Annotated in this window: 23 protein-coding genes; 7 read left to right on the plus strand and 16 right to left on the minus strand. The window is 52.6% G+C overall.

Translation table 11 applies throughout. The annotated features are described in order from the left end of the window. Positions 1–12: 12 nt before the first annotated feature. Together ptsP and AC2FNV_RS00250 are read right to left on the minus strand one after the other, a co-directional pair. On the minus strand, positions 13–2,256 hold the full coding sequence (gene ptsP / locus AC2FNV_RS00245) for a phosphoenolpyruvate--protein phosphotransferase (protein ID WP_170604743.1): 2,244 nt from the start codon (positions 2,254–2,256) through the stop codon (positions 13–15). Between the two features lie 45 nt (positions 2,257–2,301). Further along, positions 2,302–3,540 carry an aspartate kinase gene (locus AC2FNV_RS00250; protein WP_170473560.1) on the minus strand — a complete coding sequence of 413 codons (1,239 nt, stop codon included), beginning with the start codon at positions 3,538–3,540 and terminating at the stop codon, positions 2,302–2,304. 158 nt (positions 3,541–3,698) lie between these two features. Between AC2FNV_RS00250 and AC2FNV_RS00255 the strand changes: the two genes are divergently transcribed. Next, positions 3,699–4,055: a hypothetical protein gene (locus tag AC2FNV_RS00255; protein WP_496772106.1), complete on the plus strand. Its 357-nt coding sequence runs from the start codon at positions 3,699–3,701 to the stop codon at positions 4,053–4,055. On the opposite strand, the gene AC2FNV_RS00260 is transcribed toward AC2FNV_RS00255, so the two are convergent. From AC2FNV_RS00260 to AC2FNV_RS00280, 5 genes are all read right to left on the minus strand, one after another. Continuing rightward, positions 4,049–4,687 (minus strand): SDR family NAD(P)-dependent oxidoreductase, encoded by a 639-nt coding sequence (locus tag AC2FNV_RS00260; protein ID WP_170604739.1) that lies wholly within the window; start codon positions 4,685–4,687, stop codon positions 4,049–4,051. The two genes, AC2FNV_RS00255 and AC2FNV_RS00260, sit on opposite strands and share 7 nt — an antisense overlap. Before the next feature lie 3 nt (positions 4,688–4,690). Beyond that, on the minus strand, positions 4,691–5,140 hold the full coding sequence (locus AC2FNV_RS00265; protein WP_170604737.1) for a DUF1178 family protein: 450 nt from the start codon (positions 5,138–5,140) through the stop codon (positions 4,691–4,693). Positions 5,141–5,213: 73 nt separating this feature from the next. Beyond that, positions 5,214–5,675, minus strand: a complete 462-nt coding sequence (locus tag AC2FNV_RS00270; protein ID WP_170604735.1) for an NUDIX hydrolase — start codon at positions 5,673–5,675, stop codon at positions 5,214–5,216. Between the two features lie 117 nt (positions 5,676–5,792). Continuing rightward, positions 5,793–6,542 (minus strand): EcsC family protein, encoded by a 750-nt coding sequence (locus AC2FNV_RS00275; RefSeq protein WP_170604733.1) that lies wholly within the window; start codon positions 6,540–6,542, stop codon positions 5,793–5,795. A gap of 53 nt (positions 6,543–6,595) precedes the next feature. Then, a complete protein-coding gene (locus AC2FNV_RS00280; protein ID WP_170473573.1) occupies positions 6,596–7,090 on the minus strand; it encodes a GNAT family N-acetyltransferase in 495 nt (164 codons plus the stop codon). Positions 7,091–7,162: 72 nt separating this feature from the next. On the opposite strand from AC2FNV_RS00280, the gene AC2FNV_RS00285 reads away from it, so the two are divergent. Further along, a complete protein-coding gene (locus AC2FNV_RS00285; protein ID WP_170604731.1) occupies positions 7,163–7,768 on the plus strand; it encodes a flavin reductase family protein in 606 nt (201 codons plus the stop codon). A gap of 126 nt (positions 7,769–7,894) precedes the next feature. Here AC2FNV_RS00285 and AC2FNV_RS00290 read toward each other — a convergent pair whose 3' ends face one another. Beyond that, on the minus strand, positions 7,895–9,529 hold the full coding sequence (locus AC2FNV_RS00290; protein WP_170604730.1) for a SulP family inorganic anion transporter: 1,635 nt from the start codon (positions 9,527–9,529) through the stop codon (positions 7,895–7,897). A 194-nt stretch (positions 9,530–9,723) separates the two neighbouring features. On the opposite strand from AC2FNV_RS00290, the gene AC2FNV_RS00295 reads away from it, so the two are divergent. Next, the gene (locus AC2FNV_RS00295) at positions 9,724–10,596 is read left to right on the plus strand and encodes an S-methyl-5'-thioadenosine phosphorylase (RefSeq protein ID WP_170604728.1); all 873 of its coding nucleotides are present in this window, start codon (positions 9,724–9,726) and stop codon (positions 10,594–10,596) included. An 11-nt stretch (positions 10,597–10,607) separates the two neighbouring features. Here AC2FNV_RS00295 and AC2FNV_RS00300 read toward each other — a convergent pair whose 3' ends face one another. Beyond that, a complete protein-coding gene (locus tag AC2FNV_RS00300; RefSeq protein WP_170604726.1) occupies positions 10,608–11,474 on the minus strand; it encodes an alpha/beta hydrolase in 867 nt (288 codons plus the stop codon). Positions 11,475–11,710: 236 nt separating this feature from the next. Here AC2FNV_RS00300 and AC2FNV_RS00305 point away from each other — a divergent pair, with 236 nt between their 5' ends. Then, complete coding sequence (locus tag AC2FNV_RS00305; RefSeq protein WP_170604724.1) at positions 11,711–12,742, plus strand: DUF418 domain-containing protein; 1,032 nt, start codon at positions 11,711–11,713, stop codon at positions 12,740–12,742. A gap of 35 nt (positions 12,743–12,777) precedes the next feature. Continuing rightward, on the plus strand, positions 12,778–13,407 hold the full coding sequence (locus AC2FNV_RS00310) for a LysE family translocator (RefSeq protein ID WP_170473587.1): 630 nt from the start codon (positions 12,778–12,780) through the stop codon (positions 13,405–13,407). A 5-nt stretch (positions 13,408–13,412) separates the two neighbouring features. On the opposite strand, the gene AC2FNV_RS00315 is transcribed toward AC2FNV_RS00310, so the two are convergent. Next, positions 13,413–13,586 carry a hypothetical protein gene (locus AC2FNV_RS00315; protein WP_170604722.1) on the minus strand — a complete coding sequence of 58 codons (174 nt, stop codon included), beginning with the start codon at positions 13,584–13,586 and terminating at the stop codon, positions 13,413–13,415. A 325-nt stretch (positions 13,587–13,911) separates the two neighbouring features. On the opposite strand from AC2FNV_RS00315, the gene AC2FNV_RS00320 reads away from it, so the two are divergent. Together AC2FNV_RS00320 and AC2FNV_RS00325 are read left to right on the plus strand one after the other, a co-directional pair. Next, positions 13,912–14,451: an adenine phosphoribosyltransferase gene (locus AC2FNV_RS00320; RefSeq protein WP_170473591.1), complete on the plus strand. Its 540-nt coding sequence runs from the start codon at positions 13,912–13,914 to the stop codon at positions 14,449–14,451. Between the two features lie 171 nt (positions 14,452–14,622). Then, the gene (locus AC2FNV_RS00325; RefSeq protein WP_170604721.1) at positions 14,623–15,105 is read left to right on the plus strand and encodes a fasciclin domain-containing protein; all 483 of its coding nucleotides are present in this window, start codon (positions 14,623–14,625) and stop codon (positions 15,103–15,105) included. 41 nt (positions 15,106–15,146) lie between these two features. Here AC2FNV_RS00325 and AC2FNV_RS00330 read toward each other — a convergent pair whose 3' ends face one another. The 6 genes from AC2FNV_RS00330 to AC2FNV_RS00355 all read right to left on the minus strand — a co-directional run bounded on the left by AC2FNV_RS00330 (position 15,147) and on the right by AC2FNV_RS00355 (position 21,407). Beyond that, the gene (locus tag AC2FNV_RS00330; protein WP_170604719.1) at positions 15,147–16,562 is read right to left on the minus strand and encodes an FAD-binding oxidoreductase; all 1,416 of its coding nucleotides are present in this window, start codon (positions 16,560–16,562) and stop codon (positions 15,147–15,149) included. Between the two features lie 38 nt (positions 16,563–16,600). Beyond that, entirely contained in the window at positions 16,601–17,419 is an 819-nt protein-coding gene (locus AC2FNV_RS00335) for an MBL fold metallo-hydrolase (protein ID WP_170604717.1), read from the minus strand. A gap of 82 nt (positions 17,420–17,501) precedes the next feature. Beyond that, positions 17,502–18,086, minus strand: coding sequence for a GNAT family N-acetyltransferase (locus AC2FNV_RS00340; RefSeq protein ID WP_170473600.1), 585 nt, complete (start codon positions 18,084–18,086; stop codon positions 17,502–17,504). Continuing rightward, positions 18,086–19,348 (minus strand): M16 family metallopeptidase, encoded by a 1,263-nt coding sequence (locus tag AC2FNV_RS00345; RefSeq protein ID WP_170604715.1) that lies wholly within the window; start codon positions 19,346–19,348, stop codon positions 18,086–18,088. The genes AC2FNV_RS00340 and AC2FNV_RS00345 overlap by 1 nt, the downstream gene beginning before the upstream one ends. Further along, positions 19,345–20,733: a threonine synthase gene (gene thrC / locus AC2FNV_RS00350; protein WP_170604713.1), complete on the minus strand. Its 1,389-nt coding sequence runs from the start codon at positions 20,731–20,733 to the stop codon at positions 19,345–19,347. Before thrC ends, AC2FNV_RS00345 begins: the two co-directional genes overlap by 4 nt. Next, complete coding sequence (locus AC2FNV_RS00355) at positions 20,730–21,407, minus strand: SURF1 family protein (RefSeq protein ID WP_170604711.1); 678 nt, start codon at positions 21,405–21,407, stop codon at positions 20,730–20,732. The genes thrC and AC2FNV_RS00355 overlap by 4 nt, the downstream gene beginning before the upstream one ends. Positions 21,408–21,532 lie beyond the last annotated feature (125 nt).

The raw sequence follows: 21,532 nt of genomic DNA on the forward strand, positions 1-21,532 counted from the left end.
CGATTTTCAAGCTTAGACCTGATGGCGCAGCCAGTCCATTACAGCCGGGCGGACGGACTGTTCACCTCTGTGGCGGGAATCAGCGATGATCTTGCGCACATCCTGCAGATTTGAGCGCAGCAACAGACTTTTGACCGGGCCAATCGACGCCGGACGCATGGACAGAGTGCGCATTCCCATAGCCGCAAGGCACAACGCCTCTACCGGGCGGCCTGCATCTTCACCACAGAAACTGAGAGGTGTTTTCGAAATTTCACACCGTTCAACAATACGCTCGATGAAACTGAGGAAACTGACATTCAGAGTATCATACCGACGGCGCACCAACTCATTCTCGCGGTCTGCTGCAAAGAAGAACTGTTTCAGGTCGTTTCCACCGATTGAAATAAAGTCCACCTCTTCAAAAAACTTCTGTGGCGCAAAGCCAAGCGAAGGTGTCTCGAGCATTGCCCCGACTTCCAGCTTTTCGGGTAGCACGTGGCCCAATTTTTTCTCACGCTCGATAGTTTTATTGACCTCCCAACGCGCTTCGCGAAATTCATCGGCCTGTGCAACAAACGGGAACATGATTGTCAATGGACGACCATTTGCTGCCCGCAACAGGGCCTGCAATTGCATCCGCATCACGCCGCGCTTGTCCAATCCGACACGGATCGCACGCCAGCCCAGCGCGGGATTCGGTTCGTCCACATGCTTCATGTACGGCAGAACCTTGTCTGACCCGATATCCAAAGTACGGAAAACGACTCGTTTATCGCCAGCTGCATCCAGAACTCTCTGATATTGCATTACAAGTTCGGATCGTTTCGGCATTTGATTCCGTACCAGGAATTGCAACTCGGTCCGGAAAAGCCCAACACCTTCAGCGCCCGACGTCCCAAGCGACGGCAAATCGGCCATCAAACCCGCATTCATAACAAGGCTAATGCGCGCACCATCCTGAGTTACTGTGGGCGTTTCACGGATCGACGCATAGCGTTCCTGCGCCTTTGCGTGCATTGCGACCTTGTCCCGGAAGGCTGTGACAACAGTGTCTTCCGGCCGCAGATGAACAACCCCGTTATCGCCGTCGACCAGAATATGGTCTCCGTTCAAAGCTTCAGTTGTTATCCGCCCCACATGAACAACCAACGGTATCGCCAGCGCCCGGGCAACAATCGTTGCATGGCTACCAACCGATCCTTCTTCCAGCACAATCCCCTTCAAGGACCGACCATACTCCAGAAGGTCGCCGGGCCCGATATTGCGGGCAATCAGGATCGGATCGGGAGGAAGATCCTTGCCATTGGTCCCGCCCTGCCCTGTCAGAATTCTCAGCAACCGGTTCGAGAGATCATCCAGATCTGCCAACCGTTCCCTTAAGTACGGATCTGTGACCTGCCCCATGCGGGCACGAGCCTGAGATTGTTCCTTCTCGACCGCCGCCTCGGCGCTTAGGCCAAGCGCAATATCCTCTTCCATCCGGCGCATCCAGCCTTTGGAATTAGCGAACATGCGATAGGCTTCGAGCACCTGCAGCTGCTCTTTGTCACCGCCCTGCGAGATTTCCAGCATCTTATCGACGCCCACACGCAATTCCTCAACGGCATCGCTCAGTCGCTCACGTTCTCTATGCGGATCTTCGGCGATTGGATTCGTAACTACAACGCGCGGTTCGTGGAGCCACACATGACCCTCAGCCGAGCCCTCCTGAGCAGGTCCGCCACTGAGTTGCACCGATTGTTGGTGCAAAGGGGAAAGCGCCGCGCCTTCTCCGACAAATGCGCCCAGTTCAGCCATCTCGGCCAGAACCATTGCGACCACTTCCAGAGCATACACTTCGTCAGCTGTAAATTCCCGTGCTTCACGCGACTGAACGACCAGCACACCCAGAGTTTCCCCCAAACGCTGCACCGGAACACCAAGAAACGACGAGAACCGCTCTTCGCCCGTTTCCGGCATATAGCGGAACCCCTTGGCCGAAGGCGCATTGGCTGTGTTTACAACCTTCCCGCTTTTGGCAACGCGACCAACCAAGCCTTCGCCCATCCGCATGCGTGTTTTGTGGACCGCCTCAGGCGACAAGCCTTCGGTAGCGCAAAGCTCAAGCGTGTCTTGATCTCGAAACAAATAAATCGAGCACACTTCGCTACGAATGCTATCTGCAATTAGGTGCGTAATCCGGTCAAGGCGTTCCTGACCGGCGGCTTCGCTTGCCATCTCTTCACGCAGCCGTCTCAGCAGCTTGCGGGACTCAGTTTCGGTGCCGTCCGCCATCGCTCTTTGCTCTATGGTATCAGGCGCACCCGCAGGTCGAAATACTCAGGCCGCCTTGTCCAGTTCAAAGGCATCATGCAGTGCCTGAACCGCAAGTTCCATGTATTTCCTGTCGATTAGAACGGAAATTTTGATCTCAGAGGTTGTGATGACCTTGATATTGATCCCTTCATCCGAGAGCACCTTGAACATTTTCGCCGCCACACCAGATTGCGACCGCATACCGATACCTACCACCGAGACCTTGCAAACATCGGTATCTGCGACCAGCTCGGCGTAGTTCAGTTCACCTTTTTCCTTGATCGCAAGAAGCGCTTTTTCCGCTCGCGCCACTTGATCGGTAGGACAGGAGAAAGTCATGTCCGTACGCCCTTCATCCGAGATGTTCTGGACGATCATGTCGACATTGATGCCCTCATCACTAAGCGCAGAGAATATGATCGACGCGATGCCGGGACGGTCGGCAACTGAAACGACCGTCATTTTGGCTTCGTCGCGGGAATAGGCCACACCGGCCACAACATTGGATTCCATGATATCCTCCTCGTCGCAGACCAAAGTACCGGCCTCGTCGGATTGTTCTTCAAAGCTCGAAAGAACGCGCAGTTTTACTTTGTTACGCATTGCCAATTCTACCGAACGGGTCTGCAGAACTTTGGCACCCAAGGATGCCAGTTCAAGCATTTCCTCAAATGCTATCTTGTCAAGCTTACGAGCCTTTTCGCAAATGCGCGGATCGGTCGTGTAGACGCCGTCTACATCGGTATAGATGTCACATCGTTCTGCGTCGAACGCTGCGGCAAAGGCAACAGCTGTGGTGTCAGAACCTCCGCGACCCAGCGTGGTTATCCGACCTTCGGGACTGAGACCTTGAAAGCCAGCCACCACCGCGACTTTCATACCTTCACCAAACTTTTGCGTTATGTTGTCGGTCGGTATTTCCTCGATCCGAGCCTGGCTGTGCGCACTATTCGTCAGCAGCGGAACCTGCCAGCCTTGCCAGCTGCGTGCGGGTACATCCATTTCTTGTAATGTAAGGGCCATCAGGCCGGCGGTGACATTCTCCCCAGATGATACAACCGCGTCATATTCCCGGGCATCGTACAGCGGTGATGTTTCGTCGACCCATCCCACCAGCTCATTAGTCTTTCCCGACATTGCTGAGACGATGACGATAACGTCGTATCCCTTGGACACCTCTACGCCAACGCGCTTTGCCGCGCGGCGGATCCGGTCAAGATTGGCAACCGAAGTGCCGCCGAATTTCATAACGAGTACGGGCATGGGGGCTGGTGTCTCCGCGCCTTTGAATTCAGTTCCCGTGCCTATTATGCGAGGGGGGCAGCAAGGGCAAGTAGGCTTTGTTGTAATGATAGCGCACCTTTACAAGACGGACGGGCGGTGTCAGCGTAGAAACGACCGCTTAGATCATGAGGATTTCTATGCTGCGTTTTGCCTTGGCTTTTTCACTGCTCTCATCTCCTGTCATCGCGCAGGTTGCGACTCAGTCCGGAACAGATGGAAAGAACGCTTTGGGCACTGTCCCATGTGCTGCGACAGCAGGAGCATCCTTGCAGAGCTGCAATGCTGAGTTGCGTCGCCGTGATGACGGGACGGCCACACTGGCAGTGCTTTTGCCAACCGGTGAAGTTCGCAATATCTATTTTACTAACGGCATACCGGATTCAAGCAGTTCGACGTCAAAACTGTCTTATGAGACACTTGGCGATATTATGGTTATTTTCATCGAACCAGGTGAAGTATACGAAATTCCAAAGGCTGCGCTGAATTCTCAATAAGGATGCTTGTGACCTTCCCAGGTCTCAAAACACCCCGAATTTTCGAGGGATAACTCGTTAAATCGTTCCATCAAGCCGTTTGCAGCCTGATTGACTGAAACATCAGCAGCGCGACCCCCCATGTCAGTTTGAACCCAACCTGGGTGATAAATCCCAACCGCAACACCATCCGGTCGCAAATCCGTAGCCAAATTCCGGCCTAAGTTTAAGACTGCGGCCTTTGAGGCGCGATAAATATAACTGCCGCCTGGAGCTCGCGTGTGCGACGCCATTTGAGACGACAGTATCGCCACTTTTCCACGAGCTTTTTTCAAGTTGGGCAGCAATGCCTGAATAGTCAAAAAAACACCGGTTACATTTGTCGCGAAACTTTGGGCCCACATCTCAGAAGGGTAGCCATCAGCCTTTTGCCCCTTGTCCAAATATACCCCAGCGTTACAAATCAGCAGATCAACCGGTCGGCTTTCAAGTTTCTCGGCCATTGCAACATGTTGCACTGCGTCGGTTACATCCAACGTGACTTCCGCGCTGCCGTCCCTAGCCGTACCTGTAATTTGATGATCCTGCTTTCTTAGGACGTCTGCCAAAGCTTTACCGATCCCGCGGTTAGCCCCAGTTATGACGACATGCATGAACTAGTTGGTTTTTCTAGTCGGAACGAAAGGTAAAGGCGCTATAGGGACGCCATCTTCGATCAACGCCTTTGCCTCTTCCGGTTTTGCTTCACCGTATATTGCACGCTCAGGCGCATCGCCCAGGTGCATTTTGCGCGCTTCACTGGCAAACGCTTTGCCGACGTAATCCGAGTTTTCCTCGACCTTCCGACGCAACTCGGTCAAGGCACTTTCGACGTCAGGTTTAACCGTTGCCTCATCGACCGAATTCACATCAGTTTTGTCAGCAACCTGAACAGCCTGCCGTGCCGGTCTTACCCGAGGAGTCATAATCGCCTTTTCAACCCGCGTGCTACCGCAAACGACACAACTCACCATTCCTGCAGAGGCAAGCTTGTCAAAGGCCTCTGCAGACTGAAACCAACTGTCAAAGCTGTGTCCAGAGTTACATTTAAGTGCGTATTGAATCATAATTCGGTCCAAACCCTTGGTTGGCGAATAGATACTGAGCCGATGAGCAAGATCAAGTCTTTCCGGTAGTCGTTCAGTTAAGTTTAGGCGCAAATCCCTGAAGCAACACCGCCAGTCCGGGTAAAATTACACGGTGCGATGCTTTTTTGGGCGAATACCACTTGCGTCTACGTACGTCATTTTCTGGATATTTTGCCGAGAGCCTACGCACATGCAGAGGAAAAACATCAACAACAAACTGCGCTGGCCCCACCCCAGAGCGTGTCTTGACATAACTAAACTGGCCGAGCGGTGCATTGGCGCACATTCCAGAAACGCCAGCCTCCTCCCAAGCCTCAAGCGCAGCAGATTGGCCGCTTGTCAAACCTTTGGTTGGCCATCCTTTTGGTATAATCCATTTCCCCGACCTGCGTGTCGTGATCAACAGGATTTCCGGCTTCCCTTTTGCAAACCGATAACACAATGCTGCAGATTGCTCGAAAACCGGAAGGTTAGCGACCTTTGCACTTGCTTGTATCGTTCGTTCAATATCCATCAACGGATGCGGCCTGTCTCAAAACAAAAACCTTGTTAAACGGCCTATCTTGTACTGTTCGAAACCCATTCTACCACATAAAGGGAATAGTGCCAAATGAGAGCGATTGAGGCAGCTTCAATTCACCATGCGGTGCGACAATTTACGCACGAGTTCGTCGTGGGGTATGTCGGCGTCTATAGCCAGTCTGCGTAGACCGAAATGGACCTGCGCGATCTGTTGGTAATAACGTGTGTAAATAAAATTGGTACCGCCTCCTGCCAACGCCCCCAGAACTGGCACCGATTGGGCCGCCAGCTTCTGACCCAAGACAACGGAAAAACGCGGTGCGATTGCAGCGATCATGCGTTGCATTGTGGGGCCCGCCAGTGTCAGGCGAGCAGAAAGGAAATCCAAATCCGCCCCATCATCCTCACTCAACGGACCCGCAGCAGACAGAACGCGAATTGAGTCGAACTTTACATTTTCTTCCTCTGGATCAAAGCCTTCGCGGACTGCGGCACCTTGAATTGATCGCAACAACATCGCCGTAGTTGCCGGAAGTTCCACCAACGCCGAGGTCACTCCTCCAATACCACCGGCAGCTCCCATGGCGGTTGCCACAGCTGTATTCACCCATGGGCTTTGGTCTGCGACAGCCCTCCGTGAGCCCTGAGCAGCACGCATGGCTATCCAAAGTGCCTGCTCTGTCGCCTCTGTCAGGCCTTCCCTTACAGGCTCAGGCAACTGATCCAACAACGATTCGGCCGTACCTCCAAGTCGATTCAGCAACTTTACCCCTGCACCTCCGGCAGACTTGTAGTGTCGTGCCAACCGGTCAAGCTCAGCCTCGGTATCAACCTTTTCAATTAGAACCACATCGCTCATTCATGCCCTCCTATGTCTCAAAGATTGGCATTTTAACGACGATTTTCAATGAATCAGCGTGTCCAACGGGATACTTGCCCCGCGACACCCCGCCAGGCTTCCGGTAAAAGACCCAACCCCAAAACCCGTTCTGGGTTGGTCGGCGGTGGCATTTCCACTCCCGTCAAACGGCGGAAACCAAAACGCTTGTAATAGGGTTCGTCGCCAACCAACATGACGCGTTCCCAGCCTTTATTGTGGCCGGCGCTGACGCCTTCATGAATTAAAAAACCGCCTAGTCCTTCGCCCTGATGTGTTGGGTGAACAGCAACTGGCCCAAGCAAAAGCGCGTCATAGTTGCCAACATGAACGGGCCAAAATCGGATCGCGCCAGCCATAACGCCCGAACTGTCACGCGCGATCAACGACAACCCGGCAACTGGCGACACATCATCGCGCAAACGATATGACGACAGTGCTTCGCGCCCCGGTGCAAAGCACAGGTCGTACAGGGCCTCAACCTCCCACCAATCGTCCGGTTTTTCCGACCTGATTTCGAACTGCTGCAACCCGGCCCTCTTTTCCCTTCTGGAATTCGCCCTAACACTTCGCTACGGCTTGAGCAAACGCTTGGAGTTCAGATGTTCTACCGACCCGAAGATGGCCACGGATTGCCGCACAATCCATTCAACGCGATTATCACGCCGCGTCCGATTGGCTGGATATCGACCCGCGACGCAAATGGCATCAACAATTTGGCGCCATATTCATTCTTCAATGGCGTGGCTTATACACCTCCGCAGGTGATGTTTGCTTCGACGGGAACCAAAAGCGATCAAAACGGAACTAAGGACAGTTTGGCCAATATCGAAGCGACAGGGGTGTTCTGTGTAAACATCGTTGGCCACATGCATCGTGACGCAATGAATGCCAGTTCTGCAAGCCTTCCAAAACACATAGATGAATTTGAACATGCTGGTTTAAACCCGGTCGAATGCGAAACGATACCGTGCGCGCGCATCGACGGCGCGCCAGCCGCTCTGGAGTGCAAACTCACGCAAATCGTGACACTTCCAGGAGAGGCAAATCGCGTGGTGTTTGGAGGAGTCACAGGAGTTCACCTTCACGACGACCACATCGTCGACGGGAAGTTCGATGTGACTTCGTTTCGACCCCTCGCGCGGTTGGGATATCGGGACTATTCCGTCGTTAAAGACTTGTTTTCGCTCAGCCGTCCGGACGATTGAGCGAAGCAAAACTTTCGTTTCCAGGGTCCGCCCCCCTTCGGAGTTGTTCTTGTCCAGAGAGTTAAACACCTCGATTATGGTCTGATATCAATTTTCTAAGAAAGCAAAGCACACTGCGACAATGCTTTAATGACCTCCTAGAATACCGGTTCGGACCGAGTAATCTACGGCAAGGCCGTAATCCGGATCGTCGTCGCTGTCGATCATAAGATGCCCCGCCTTGTTCAAAAGCTTGTGGCAGTCACGGCTTAGATGTCTAAGCATCACGCGTTTACCCGCGGTTTCGTATTTCGCCGCAACGTTTTCAATGGCTTGCAAGGCCGACTGATCCACAACCCGGCTTTCGGCGAAGTCGATGATAACGGTGCTTGGGTCATTGGAAACATCGAACAATTCGATAAATCCTTCGGAAGAACCAAAAAACAGCGGGCCTTTGATTTCGTAAACCTTGGCACCTTCTTCAGTAACAGACTCCCGCGTTTGTGCGTGGATTCGTTTTGCGTTGTTCCATGCGTAGGCCAGGGCGGAAACAATCACACCGACAACGACAGCGACTGCAAGGTCCTCCATAACGGTCACTATGGTCACCAGAACAATGACAAAAGCATCCATACGCGGCACTCGTCGCATGATTTTGAACGAATTCCACGCGAAAGTTCCGATCACCACCATAAACATCACGCCTATCAAAGCGGCCAATGGGATCTGTTCTATCAAGGGCGCAGCATAAAGGATGAAAGCCAGCAAGAACAACGCTGCAGCGATACCTGCCACTCTAGTCCGACCGCCTGATTTTACATTTATCATGGACTGACCGATCATCGCACAGCCACCCATACCGCCTAAGAAACCAGTCAACACATTTGCTGAACCCTGCGCGACACATTCCTGAGATGCGCCGCCGCGTTTACCAGTGATTTCGCCAACAAGGTTCAAAGTCAGCAAGGACTCGATCAAACCGATAGTTGCCAGAATCACTGCGTAAGGCAGAATGATCCCCAAAGTCTCCAACGTCAGGGGCACTTTCGGATAGTCAAAGGATGGCAAGCTACCCTCGATCGAGGCCAAATCGCCAACACGCGGCACATCCAAACCAAACCCGATGACCAACGCGGCGACCACAACTATACCAGCCAAAGGCGCTGGTACAACGCGAGTAATTCGAGGCATGACCCAGATTACCGCCATTGTAAGCGCCACCAAACCAAGCATCGTGTACATCTGAATTCCTGGCAGCCATTCCCCCCCACTCAAACCGTGGCCATTATTTTCCATAGATCCGGGAACTTTGAACTGCTTCAATTGCGCGAGGAAAATGACAACAGCCAGGCCATTAACAAATCCCAGCATTACCGGGTGCGGTACAAGCCGAATGAATCGACCTAATCGCATCACACCCGCAATTAACTGAAGGATTCCCATCAGGACGACTGTCGCGAACAGATATTGAACGCCATATTCCGCTACCAGCGATATCATCACTACGGCCAGCGCGCCTGTGGCTCCTGATATCATTCCCGGGCGGCCACCGATCAGAGCTGTGACCAAACCAACAATAAACGCAGCATACAACGCAATAAGCGGATGAACATCTGCGACCAATGCAAAAGCGACTGCTTCGGGCACCAAAGCCAATGCCACGGTCAGGCCGGAGAGAAGTTCGATCCTCAAACGAGAGACGGAAAGCCTTTCGTCAGGCATCCAACGCAAGTCGGGAATGGCTAGGCGATTGGCAAAGCTCGGCAGCAAGGCTCGGGGCATTGGGCGATCCTGTGGGTTCAATTGTTCGCGCGAAGGTGGCCTTGTAGCTGTCAATCTGGGAATGAGGTACCGCGCCCCGCGGGACTCGGCTATGCGTTTGGTGCATGGCTGCAAAGGCAAAGCCGAAGCCCCTTGCCAAAACCCCTATGGGCCCGCAGAAAGCTTGCCACAGGAGTTCCATTCGGAGAGTTAAAGTGACCCAAACGAAAATTGCCGTCATCGGTGGATCCGGAATTTACGACGTTGGCGGCTTGGAGAACGCAAAGTGGGTCACAGTTGAATCACCCTGGGGAACGCCTTCGGATCAGATTTTGACAGGCAACCTTGACGGCGTTGAAATGGCGTTCTTGCCTCGTCACGGCCGTGGCCATGTGCATTCGCCGACAAGCGTGCCTTACCGTGCCAATATTGATGCGCTTAAAAGACTTGGCATAACAGATGTGATCTCGGTTTCTGCATGCGGCTCGTTTCGTGAGGAACTGGCGCCTGGGGATTTTGTGATCGTTGATCAATTTGTTGACCGCACGTTTGCCCGCGACAAAAGCTTTTTCGGAAAGGGTTGCGTTGCTCATGTAAGCGTCGCAAATCCAACTTGCCCACGCCTTTCAGATGCGTGCGAGACCGCGGGGCGATCGGTCGGCATCACAATTCACCGTGGCGGCACTTATCTTGCGATGGAAGGACCCCAGTTTTCCACATTGGCGGAATCGAAAATGTATCGTGAGCAATGGGGCTGTGACGTAATCGGAATGACCAACATGCCCGAAGCGAAACTCGCCCGCGAAGCCGAGCTTTGTTATGCTTCGATCGCTATGGTGACAGATTACGATAGCTGGCACCCAGATCACGGTGAAGTGGATGTAAGCGCCATCATCGCGACGTTAACAAGCAACGCTGATAAGGGTCGCTCATTGGTGAAAGCCCTGCCTGCTTTGTTGGGTCCGGAACGGGAGCCCTGCCCCAACGGTTGTGATCGCGCCCTTGAGTACGCCATTTTGACCGCACCTGAAAAACGTGATCCGTGTTTGATGGCAAAGTTGGATGCGGTGGCTGGTCGCGTTCTTTGACCCAAAAATATCTAGTTTTTTTGAAGGGCATTTTGCACATCGTTCCACAACCCATGGGACCAAAGGTCATTATGCGCGCCGTCGGTTATTACGTGAAACTGCGCATTCTCTCCGGCCAAATCCGCCAAGGTCTGGCTATGGTGCATAGGAACTGTTTCGTCATGAGTGCCGTGAAAGATCAGGGTCGGGACCGTGATATTTGCGATCAAGTCACGGGTCGCGAATTGATCTTTCATCAGTGCAGAGACTGGGATCCAAGGGTATCTTTCCGATGCAACGTCGACAGTTGCAGTGAACGGAGCCTCAAGCACCAGCAATTGAGCCTGCGGACGTTGTTCAGCAACTGCCGCCGCGATCGCTGTACCAAGGCTTTGACCATGCAACAGAATGGCTGAACCTTCACTGGCAACCCCATCGAACAACTGTAAGCCGTCAGAAATCAAAGCCAATTCAGACGGCTGTCCTTCGCTACCCGGATAGCCACGATAACTGGGGGCCAGCAACCCAAAGCCGCTGTTTAGTATCTCGCGCATGCGGTCTGCCCTATCGCCCAAATTGCCGGTTTGACCATGGAAGAACAAAACCGTGGGCGCGCCTTCGATTGCAGGAGGTGCAGCCCAAGCCGTCAAAACCGTTTTGTCAGACATGGGCAAAGTAATCACTTCAACATCAGCCAAGCCCACAGCCCTGGGTTCCGGTAATAATCCGTCAGGTTTGAAAAGCAGAGACCTTTGGTTGAAATACATGTATCCAACAATGGCCGCGTAAATTGCCGCAACAAACAAAGCCAAAAGGACTAAGAGGCCTTTCTGTTTTTCTGCGATTGATCGCAAAGTCCTGAGGGTCACATCCTTATTTTCGCTTTGTGCCTGTGACATGGATCGCTCCGAGCATAAGTTTGTTGGATTAAGTCTTGGCAACCAAGCACATATTCAAGGCCGCAGAACAAAACTTAATCCAATCTTTAGAACGTCGTTCTCAGGCTAAGATGCGAAAATCCGGTCAAACCTTGGTTGAAATGTGTGGAGTACTAACCATCTAAGTTTCAAATAGTTATTTCAAACAGATAGTTATTTAACTTTGAATGCGTTCAAAAGTCACTGGCAGGCAATCAATGAAACGCCTTGAAGCGTTGGACGCCGCCCGGTTCCTTGCATATTGCGGTATGGTTCTGGTGAACTTCCGAATTGCTGCGCAAGTTGCTGAGGGCACAGACTGGGCTTCGGTTTTGATAAACGCGCTGGAAGGGCGCGCTGCCGCATTGTTCGTAGTTTTGGCTGGAATTGGTATCGGACTTTCAAAAATTTCTGCTCACGTTTTAATGCGACGGGCCGCATTTTTGTTCGCACTCGGTTTGTTGAACATGATCGAGTTCGAAGCGGACATATTACATTTCTATGCTTTGTATTTTATGGTCGGAACAATGTTTCTGACTGCAGAGCGTCGCGCGCTGTGTATGGGTGCGATTGGAGTCATCTTCATTTCAACCGCTGCACATTTGGTTGTTGACTATGATCGCGGTTGGAACTGGGACACGCTGAATTATTATGATTTGTGGAGCTTTCCCGGCTTTATTCGCAACCTGCTCTTTAACGGCTGGCATCCTGTTTTTCCTTGGGCGGCGTTTCTGCTAATTGGAATGGCAATCGCCCGCACTGAGTTGCATCGGCCAGGTGTTCAAAACAGGTTGATCATTTGGGGCTTTGGCGCTGCAATTTTCGCCACTTTTCCCGCAAGGCTTGTCACTGATCCGGACTTGGTTGCCGTTTTAGGCGCGCAGTCGCTTCCGCCCGGTCCCTTTTATGTTCTGGCTGGAACGGGGACGGCTTGCATCGTGATCGGAATTCTTCTGAAGCTTTGGCCCACAATAGATAGGCTTCGTATAGGAGCAGTGTTAAGTGCGCCAGGACGGCAGAGCCTTACGCTATACATGTCACATATTTTACTCGGAATGGGACTTCTTGAGGCCACTGGCCGTTTGAATGGAAGCCTAAGCGCACCGCAGGTATTTTTTTACGCCGTAACTTTCTGCACTGTTTCCTCGGTTTTTGCCCTTCTGTGGAGCCGAAAATTCAAACAAGGACCATTAGAAGCTTTGATGCGTCTTTTGACCGAGCCATCAAAGAACTTGACGAGGAACACTTAAAAGGCGTTCTGTACAGCAAAATTTGCAGGTGACCCATGTCATTAGATCTTTGGCTGGCCTTTGTTGCCGCTTCAACGGCCCTTTTACTCATCCCCGGTCCTACAGTGCTTTTGGTGCTAAGTTATGCATTGTCCAAGGGTCGCAGCGTCGCAGTTGCGTCTGCGACAGGGGTGGCCCTAGGGGATTTGATTGCAATGACAGCGTCATTACTGGGCCTAGGCGCATTGGTTTTGGCATCGGCAACCCTATTCTCGGTTCTGAAGTGGGTCGGGGCGGCCTATCTGGTGTGGTTGGGTTTAAAGCTGCTGCGCAGCGCGCCGTCCGGAGGTTTACACCCTATCGAAACACGTCAAGACATAACCGCCCGCAGCGTATTCGGTCACGCGGCGGCGGTCACGGCGCTCAACCCAAAATCAATTGCATTCTTCATAGCCTTTGTTCCGCAATTCCTGCGTCCCACTGAACCGCTTGGTCCCCAGTTTATAATTCTTATTGCGACTTTTGTCGGCTTGGCGGGGTTGAATGCGCTGGCCTACGCTTTATTGGCTGATCGGCTGCGAAAAGTGATCCGCCGTCCCGCGATACTTACCGGGATGACAAGGTTCGGTGGACTGACGTTGATCGGTATGGGTGTAGCCACAGCAATCCTACGGCGGCCCACCTGAAACGATCAGTCTTCGGCATTTTCTTTCATGAAACCCCGAATAAAACGCCGAATTTCTCGGGCGGCCGAGGTATCCAATTCTTTGCATAGCTCAACAAACGCATCGCGTTCATCTTTGTCCAGACGAAGAACCAACTGACTATTCTTCTTATTCGTCCGTTTACTGTCTTTCTTCGCCACGCGTCTCGTTCCTACGTAAATCTTGATTCATATCGCGATGCATTGTATATACATAGCATAGAACTTGTCTTTATCGGGCACCTAACAATAAAAAACGGAAATTGGCAATGAACCTTCATACTGCACAAGCATTTCTATTGCGAGATCAACGCAATTGGCGCAAACCTCACCTATCTTGGCTACCGGCTGCGCTGTATCGGTACTATGGGCTGCCTGACACAATCAAGCCACGTCATAAATAGGCAATTTTCAGGAAACTCTCCTTGCAAGACTGACTTGAATGGGCCAAACACCCCCGCGTGTTTTGACGCGAAAGGGTTGCCCTATGTCCAGAAATAAAACCGTTAAGGATTACATCCGGACCATCGTTGATTTCCCACACGAAGGAATAATGTTCCGCGATGTAACTACCCTTTTTGCCGATCCCCGTGGGTTCCGCATTGCCATCGACCAAATGCTTCACCCATATGCAGGCGAGCGCATCGACAAAGTTGTCGGGCTTGAGGCACGAGGTTTCATTCTTGGTGGCGCCATCGCGCATCAATTAAGCGTGGGTTTTGTTCCTATCAGAAAAAAGGGCAAACTGCCGGGAACCACGATCAGCCAAGATTACAAGCTGGAATACGGTGAAGCGATTGTCGAAATACATGATGACGCTATCCTGCCGGGTGAGAAAATCCTTGTCGTGGACGACTTGCTGGCTACCGGTGGCACAGCAGCCGCAGGCATCAAGCTGATCGAACGATTGGGCGGTGAAATCGTTTCATGCGCATTTATTATCGATTTGCCAGAGCTCGGAGGCCGCAAAGCGCTTGAAGACATGGGAATGGATGTTCACGTGCTATGCGAATTCGAGGGTCTATAGCGCGAAACTGATCACATTAGTGTGAATGGACAATTGTGCCTTCAGCAGCTTAGGGCGCGAATTCGTCATTTCAACAGCAGTTTGAGATTGTCGTCGGTGATCCCTTTTGGACGCGTCCACGTACTTGTTGTCGATGCCACCTGAGGCATTTTCAACAAGGGAAATTAAACCATGTTTCGTAAAATCGCTGTAGCCAGTGTTGCAACCATCGTTCTTTCTACTTCCGCCATGGCCGACGGTCATGGAAAAGACATTGTAGACACTGCGGTTGAGGCCGGCAGCTTTGGTACACTGGTAGCCGCAGTTCAAGCCGCTGAGCTTGTCGACACTCTCAAAGGCGAAGGCCCATTTACTGTTTTCGCTCCAACGGATGAAGCTTTCGCAGCCCTTCCCGAAGGTACAGTGGAAAACCTGTTAAAGCCTGAAAACAAGGATCAACTTGTTGCAATTCTTACCTACCACGTCGTACCCGGCAAAGTAATGTCAGGCGACTTGTCAGACGACATGACCGCCGCGACTGTACAAGGCGGCGATGTCACGATTGATCTAGACAACGGCGTAATGGTCAACGATGCCAAAGTCGTTCAGGCCGACATTGAAACGGAAAACGGCGTAATCCACGTGATTGACAAAGTTATCCTGCCAGCTTCGTAAATCAGCCTGAAGCAATACGGCCCGGCGCTGCCGGGCCGTGTTCAGGCCCGGATAACCGCCCCAGGGTTCAATATTCCCTTTGGATCCAAAGCTTCTTTTATTTTTCTCATAACCCCAAGCTTTATTGGATCGCCATAGCGTTCAAGGTCATGCACTTTCAGACGGCCTACTCCGTGTTCCGCGCTGACTGATCCGGAAAACGTGTGAACAAGCTCGTGAACTGCAAACTTTACTGCTTCGCGGACGCCATCATATTCACTTCGGTCGCGACCCTTAGCCGGAAAAACGTTGTAGTGCAGGTTGCCATCACCCAGGTGGCCGAAACAATTGATCCGAAAGTCCCCCAAGTCCATTATCGTTTTGTTTCCCTGTCGGATAAACTCGGGAATATCTGAAATCGGCACGGAAATATCATGGCTTGAAACCGAGCCGATCAGACGGTTTGCCTCGGGGATATTTTCACGCACAGACCACAATTGCTCCCGCTGTGTTCCGTTTTGGGCAATTACACCATCTGTCACCAACTCGTGTTCGTCAGCTTTGGAGTATAGAGTTTCCAACATCTCAGATGGACTTTGACCATCGGAAAGACCTAATTCGATAAGTACACTCCATTCAGGGGTGGCTTCGAATGGTTGCCGGACGTTCGGAAGAACCTCGGACAGGAATTGCAAACCTTGCCGATGGATCAGTTCAAAGGTGCTGACACCGTCGCCGACCAAATCTCTGGCTAGTGAAAGCATACTTATCGCCGCTTGGGGAGACGGGACCTGAAAAATGGCTGTTCCAACCCGTGCCGGCTTGGGAAACAACTTCAGTGTAGCAGCTGTGATAATCCCCAATGTTCCTTCTGACCCGATCAGCAGATTGCGCAGATCATACCCGGTATTGTCCTTACGTAACCGGCTGAGACCATTCCAGACATCGCCGTTTGGTAAGACAGCCTCTAGCCCCAGGCACAAATCTCGCGCATTGCCGTAGCGCAGAACGTTTACCCCTCCGGCATTCGTCGCCAAATTTCCTCCAATCCGACAAGATCCCTGCGCGGCAAGAGATAAAGGAAACATACGATCCACCGAGTCGGCGGCGGCCTGGACGTCGGACAAGACCGCACCCGCCTCGGCTACCATGACATTTTCAGATGGATAGATCTCTCGGATTTCGTTCATCCGTTCGAGAGAAACCAGCAACGGCGCTGGACCGTCGGGCGAAACCTGCCCACACACTAGTCCTGTGCCACCACCGTAGGGGATAACTGCGACGCCTAAATCGAAAGCTAATCGCACCAATATCGCGACCTCTTGAACCGATCGCGGCAGGGCTAGCAGGCCAACTTGCCCGGTAAATCGGCGACGCGGCTCTTCCAGATATTGTGGGGTCACCGGGCGCAAAACATCGCCGCCCAACTGTGCGCATATTAACTCGGCAAAACTGTTATCGGCGGGGACAAGTGTCATGCCCATTCCTTGCCCCAGGTGGCTCACAGCGGCAAGTGCTATTCCAAATCAATGAGGTATTGCGGTTCAAGCACAACAACGGTGGGTCGGTCGGGAAGCGTTCGTAATGATACCACGATTTCGGACACACCATCGCGTTCCACTGGGAACTCGTCCCGGATATCAACTAAGAAACGCTCCAGCGAAAAACCTGAAAACCAATGCATAGGTATAATAATCGAACTCTTGAGCCGTTTAAGCACAGTGATCATCTCGGGCAGAGGCATCGTTGTCCCACCGTCGACAGCGGCCATGACCACGTCCAACCGTCCCAGGGCGGCAAACTGTTCGTCGGATGGAACATGGTGCAAGTGACCCAGGTGACCAATGCACAGGCCTTCGACTTCGAACACAAAGATCGAATTCCCGCGCTCTTCAACACCGCCATAGACCGACCGGATATCCGTAGACACGTTCCGCACAAGCATCTCACCAAGATCAAGGTAGTGGTCGATGCCTTTACCAAACTCGCCCCATCCCGGCAGAACATGCGGAATTGCCGGGTCGGGATGTGCCGTCCAGTGGGTGCTGTGGGCGTGGTTCATCGTTACAACATCCGGTATCAGATCAGCACCACCGATGAAGCCGGTGAAGTCAGTCACTGCGTTTAAGCCACCTTTGGTCTGGATCAGAAACGAAGCGTGCGCGACATAGCTTATTCGGACTGAAAACTCTGGCAAAGGATCTTGCCATGCGGCCTTGTGTAGATATTCGATCCCAGGGGCTGCGTCGGCAATCGCGATACAATGGCTTGGCCGCCGCTCTTGCGCCGCAGCTCCGCCCGAAACAACCAGCAATGCCAGTAAAAAGCGCCACATCCATCAAGTGTAGCGCAACTGGGCGACAAGTCACCCATTTGATCGTTGGATCACGTCGCGATGGGTGTTTTATCAGGCGTGTTTAACCTGCATCTGTCTTGCCGCGCCGGTCCGAGCGTAAACTTGCGTACAAAACGTGGGTTCTCCAGCGTCCACTGATCTGCAGATAGGATTGGGCGACGCCTTCGTATTTGAAGCCTGAACTTTCCAACAATCCGCGAGAAGCTTTGTTCTCGGGCAAACAGGCCGCTTCGATTCGGCTCAGATCAAGGCGGGTGAAAGCGTAATGCACAACCGCACCGATTGCCTCGCGCATGTATCCTTGACGCGCGAAAACCTGACCAGTCCAATATCCAAGTGTTCCGGCTTGGGCGGGTCCGCGTCGTATGTTGTCCAGCGTTATTGCCCCCAGCAAAAAGTCGTCCTCGCGCCGGAACAGAAATAATGGAATCGCAGTTCCGCTGGCGACGGATCGTTGCGCCCAATAAACCCTGTTTGTAAACGACTTGCGGCTAAGGTGATCGTCAGCCCAAATCGGTTCCCAAGGTGTAAGATAGTCTTTGGATGCTCGCCTTAATGCTGCCCAATCGTTAAAATCCGAATGAACGGGAGGGCGCAAGCTCAACCGCTCGGTTTCGAGTTTCAGCTTGCGTCTGCCCAACAGCATCACGCCGCACGCCTCTCCTGCAATTCAGCCAATGTCGGTGCACTAGAAACAGGCCCATACAGTGCCAATGCTGCAGGCGCATGGACGGCCATCTGCTCAGCAAATTTGCGCACGTCCTTGGTGCTGACAGCGTCGATCTTTGCGACAGTGTCCGCAAGCGAAGGCACCCTGCCCCAAATCTGCACCAACCGGGCCAAACGTTCCGCCCGATTAGAAGGGCTTTCCAACCCCATCAACATTCCGGCCTTCATTTGAGCGCGGGCGCGGGCCACTTCTTCAGGCGTCATCTCCTCTGCCGCGCGCTTCATTTCGTCGATTGTTATGCTTGCCAGTTCGCTGACCTGATCAGAAGAAGTTCCAGCGTAGATCGTGGTTGTACCTGTGTCGGCATATGCACCCGTTTGCGCGAAAATTGTGTAGCACAACCCCCGCGTTTCCCGCACTTCTTGAAACAAGCGTGAAGACATGCCGCCGCCCAAGGCCGTCGAATAGATTTGTGCGGTATAAATCTCATCATCGCGATAGCCCGGGCTTTCCAGCGCAAGGGCAAAATGGGCCTGTTCCAGTTCTTTCTCCTGCCGCGCTTCACCTCCGGTGAAACGGGCCGGGTCGGCGACCAAGCCTTTACGGGGTTTCAGGTGACCAAACATCTGTTCGGCCATTTCCATTAACGCATCATGATCAACTGCCCCGGCTGCGGAAAGGATCATTTGGTCAGGTCCATAATGCTCAGCCACAAAGCCAGACAAATCGTCGCGTGAAAACGTGCTTACCCTTTCCGAAGGGCCCAGAATAGTGCGCCCCAACGGTTGATTGTGATAACTCTGCTCTTGCAGCCAATCAAAAATGACATCATCTGGCGTATCGAATGCTTGACCGATTTCTTGAAGAATTACGCCCCTCTCGACTTCAATCTCGCGCGGATCGAAAACCGGGTTAAGGACAATATCTCCGATCACATCCATCGCCAGCGCAACGTCGTCCTTTAAAACGCGCGCGTAATATGCAGTTACCTCGCGTGATGTGTAGGCGTTGATGTAACCGCCCACATCCTCGATCGCTTCTGCAATCTGCAGTGCTGTTCGACGCTCGGTTCCCTTGAATGCCATATGCTCAAGAAAATGCGCGATACCGTTCTGCTCAATTCGTTCATGCCGCCCTCCGGCGGTCACCCAAATGCCGATGGCCGCCGATTGCAGCCCCGGCATATGTTCACTGACGATACGAAAGCCGTTCTTCAGTTGATCTTGTCTGACAGTCACTCGGCAATTTGCCCTTTGATAAATTTCTCGATAGCGCCCAAATTATTGGCAATACGGGTCACCCGTTCCGGACGTTCATACAGATCAGACATGCGAGAGGGAAGAGGCGGATGCACATCACTCGCCTTCTCAACCGCGGCCGGAAACTTCGCTGGGTGTGCTGTGGCCAGAGTAATCATTGGTACGTTCTCCGCGCGGTGATCTTCGGCCACTTTGATACCTACGGCTGTATGCGGGCAGACAAGTTCAGCACTGTGCGCAAGTGTGGACTGGATCGTCTGCAGCGTTTCGTCTTCGGAAACGCGGCCCGAGTCAAAATTCTCGCGGAGGGACTCCATTGCTCCTTGGCTGACTTTGAAGCCACCATTTTTTAGTTCTTCCATCAGCTGAGACACTGCACCAGCGTCCTCGCCATACGCATAGAAAAGCGCGCGTTCAAAGTTTGAGCTGACCTGGATGTCCATAGACGGGCTGATCGATGGGATGGTGTCACCTTTGAAGTACCCCTCACCTGTCAGGCAACGGTGCAGGATATCGTTTTGATTGGTTGCCACCACTAAACGATCAATGGGTAAACCCATGCGTTTCGCAAGGTAGCCTGCGAAAATATCTCCGAAATTTCCGGTCGGCACGGTGAAACTAACTTTGCGATGCGGGGCGCCAAGGCTAACTGCGGCTGAGAAGTAATAAACAATCTGAGCCAGCACGCGGCCAAAATTGATTGAATTCACCCCGGCAAGTTTGACACTGTCACGGAAGTCAAAATCGTTGAACATGTCCTTAAGTGCTGACTGGCAATCATCGAAATCGCCAGCCACCGCCAATGCGTGCACGTTGCTATCCGCAGGCGTCGTCATCTGGCGGCGCTGCACCTCAGAAACGCGGCCATCAGGGAAAAGTATGAATACGTCAACCGCGTCAAGGCCGCGGAAAGCCTCGATTGCAGCCGAACCGGTGTCACCGCTGGTTGCACCCACGATGGTCACGCGATCTCCTCGTCTTTTCAGGGCTACCTGAAACAGCTGACCAATCAGTTGCATGGCAAAATCCTTGAATGCCAGCGTTGGTCCGTGGAACAGCTCAAGCAAAAAGTGGTTCTCGTTCAATTGCTTTAACGGAGCCCGCGCAGCATGACCAAAGCCCGCATAAGCGTGCTCAATGATCTCTCTGAATTCGTCTTCGGCAAATGAGCCTTCGACAAAGGGCCACATCACCTTGAACGCGATCTCTTCATAGGTAAGTCCAGCCAACCCGGCAATCTGGTCTTGCGGCATGACCGGAATCTCGGCAGGCAGATACAAACCACCGTCGCGAGCTAATCCGGTCAGCATCGCTTCTTCAAATGTCAGTTCGGGCGCCTGCCCACGGGTCGAGATGTATTTCATTGCTGGTCACTCTCAGAGGAGGCGCGGCTGCGCCATAGGAAGTATCCGGTCATCGCAGCCCAAACCAAAGCCAGACCAAACCAAGTTATTGCGTACTGCAAGTGATCGTTGGGTATGCCCGCCGTATCCACTGGCAGTGGAGTAACATCGGGATCAGTATTTGAACGCGCAACCAGCAGAACCGGCTCAGTTTTGAGAACTGCCGATAAATTGGGAACGTCCCGAGCAAACCAAATGTTGCCATCAACGTCTGGTTCGGGCGTGAAACCGTCGATTTCATCCGGCCAATGCAGATTACCTGTCACCTGCATAGCGCCTGTTTGCCTTGCGTCCGACTTGGCCGTCGTGGGAACAAAACCGCGATCTACCAATATCCGTCTGTCGTCGACGCTGAAGGGCTGAATGATCCGGTAGCCTGCGCCAACTTGTTTGACCGAGACCAATACGTGGATTTCACCGGTTTCCATTTCGCCCGAAATAGTAACGGGCAAATACTTGTCTTCGTCTTGGGAAACCGCTTCCGGTAAAGCAACTGGCTGGGCCGCAATTCGGCTTTCGATATCGGCCAGAATGCTCTCTTTCCAGGCCAGACGCTGCAACTGCCAAATACCCAGCGATACTAGGATCGCCAAACCGGCAACACCAAATATCAGTGGGAAAAGGATGCGACGCATTTCAGAACCATGTTTCGTTGCTCAATGGCTCCTTTTAGGAACCCGCGCCTTGTTAAGGGTTGCGCCCGTACGATTGCAACCACTCAATTGTATGGGGCGCAATATAGCATCTCGGATGGTAAAAA

Source organism: Ruegeria sp. BHSA163, from assembly GCF_059613365.1.

Bases quoted from the DNA above. Each gene is read 5' to 3' on its own strand.
- AC2FNV_RS00340 (WP_170473600.1), bottom strand. From the start codon at position 18,086: ATGCTGTTGGGCAGACGCAAGCTGAAACTCGAAACCGAGCGGTTGAGC.
- AC2FNV_RS00270 (WP_170604735.1), bottom strand. From the start codon at position 5,675: ATGGATATTGAACGAACGATACAAGCAAGTGCAAAGGTCGCTAACCTT.
- AC2FNV_RS00310 (WP_170473587.1), top strand. From the start codon at position 12,778: ATGTCATTAGATCTTTGGCTGGCCTTTGTTGCCGCTTCAACGGCCCTT.
- AC2FNV_RS00300 (WP_170604726.1), bottom strand. From the start codon at position 11,474: ATGTCACAGGCACAAAGCGAAAATAAGGATGTGACCCTCAGGACTTTG.
- ptsP (WP_170604743.1), bottom strand. From the start codon at position 2,256: ATGGCGGACGGCACCGAAACTGAGTCCCGCAAGCTGCTGAGACGGCTG.
- AC2FNV_RS00290 (WP_170604730.1), bottom strand. From the start codon at position 9,529: ATGCCCCGAGCCTTGCTGCCGAGCTTTGCCAATCGCCTAGCCATTCCC.
- AC2FNV_RS00325 (WP_170604721.1), top strand. From the start codon at position 14,623: ATGTTTCGTAAAATCGCTGTAGCCAGTGTTGCAACCATCGTTCTTTCT.
- AC2FNV_RS00330 (WP_170604719.1), bottom strand. From the start codon at position 16,562: ATGACACTTGTCCCCGCCGATAACAGTTTTGCCGAGTTAATATGCGCA.
- AC2FNV_RS00260 (WP_170604739.1), bottom strand. From the start codon at position 4,687: ATGCATGTCGTCATAACTGGGGCTAACCGCGGGATCGGTAAAGCTTTG.
- thrC (WP_170604713.1), bottom strand. From the start codon at position 20,733: ATGAAATACATCTCGACCCGTGGGCAGGCGCCCGAACTGACATTTGAA.
- AC2FNV_RS00355 (WP_170604711.1), bottom strand. From the start codon at position 21,407: ATGCGTCGCATCCTTTTCCCACTGATATTTGGTGTTGCCGGTTTGGCG.
- AC2FNV_RS00265 (WP_170604737.1), bottom strand. From the start codon at position 5,140: ATGATTCAATACGCACTTAAATGTAACTCTGGACACAGCTTTGACAGT.
- AC2FNV_RS00285 (WP_170604731.1), top strand. From the start codon at position 7,163: ATGTTCTACCGACCCGAAGATGGCCACGGATTGCCGCACAATCCATTC.
- AC2FNV_RS00250 (WP_170473560.1), bottom strand. From the start codon at position 3,540: ATGCCCGTACTCGTTATGAAATTCGGCGGCACTTCGGTTGCCAATCTT.
- AC2FNV_RS00255 (WP_496772106.1), top strand. From the start codon at position 3,699: ATGCTGCGTTTTGCCTTGGCTTTTTCACTGCTCTCATCTCCTGTCATC.
- AC2FNV_RS00275 (WP_170604733.1), bottom strand. From the start codon at position 6,542: ATGAGCGATGTGGTTCTAATTGAAAAGGTTGATACCGAGGCTGAGCTT.
- AC2FNV_RS00305 (WP_170604724.1), top strand. From the start codon at position 11,711: ATGAAACGCCTTGAAGCGTTGGACGCCGCCCGGTTCCTTGCATATTGC.
- AC2FNV_RS00320 (WP_170473591.1), top strand. From the start codon at position 13,912: ATGTCCAGAAATAAAACCGTTAAGGATTACATCCGGACCATCGTTGAT.
- AC2FNV_RS00335 (WP_170604717.1), bottom strand. From the start codon at position 17,419: ATGTGGCGCTTTTTACTGGCATTGCTGGTTGTTTCGGGCGGAGCTGCG.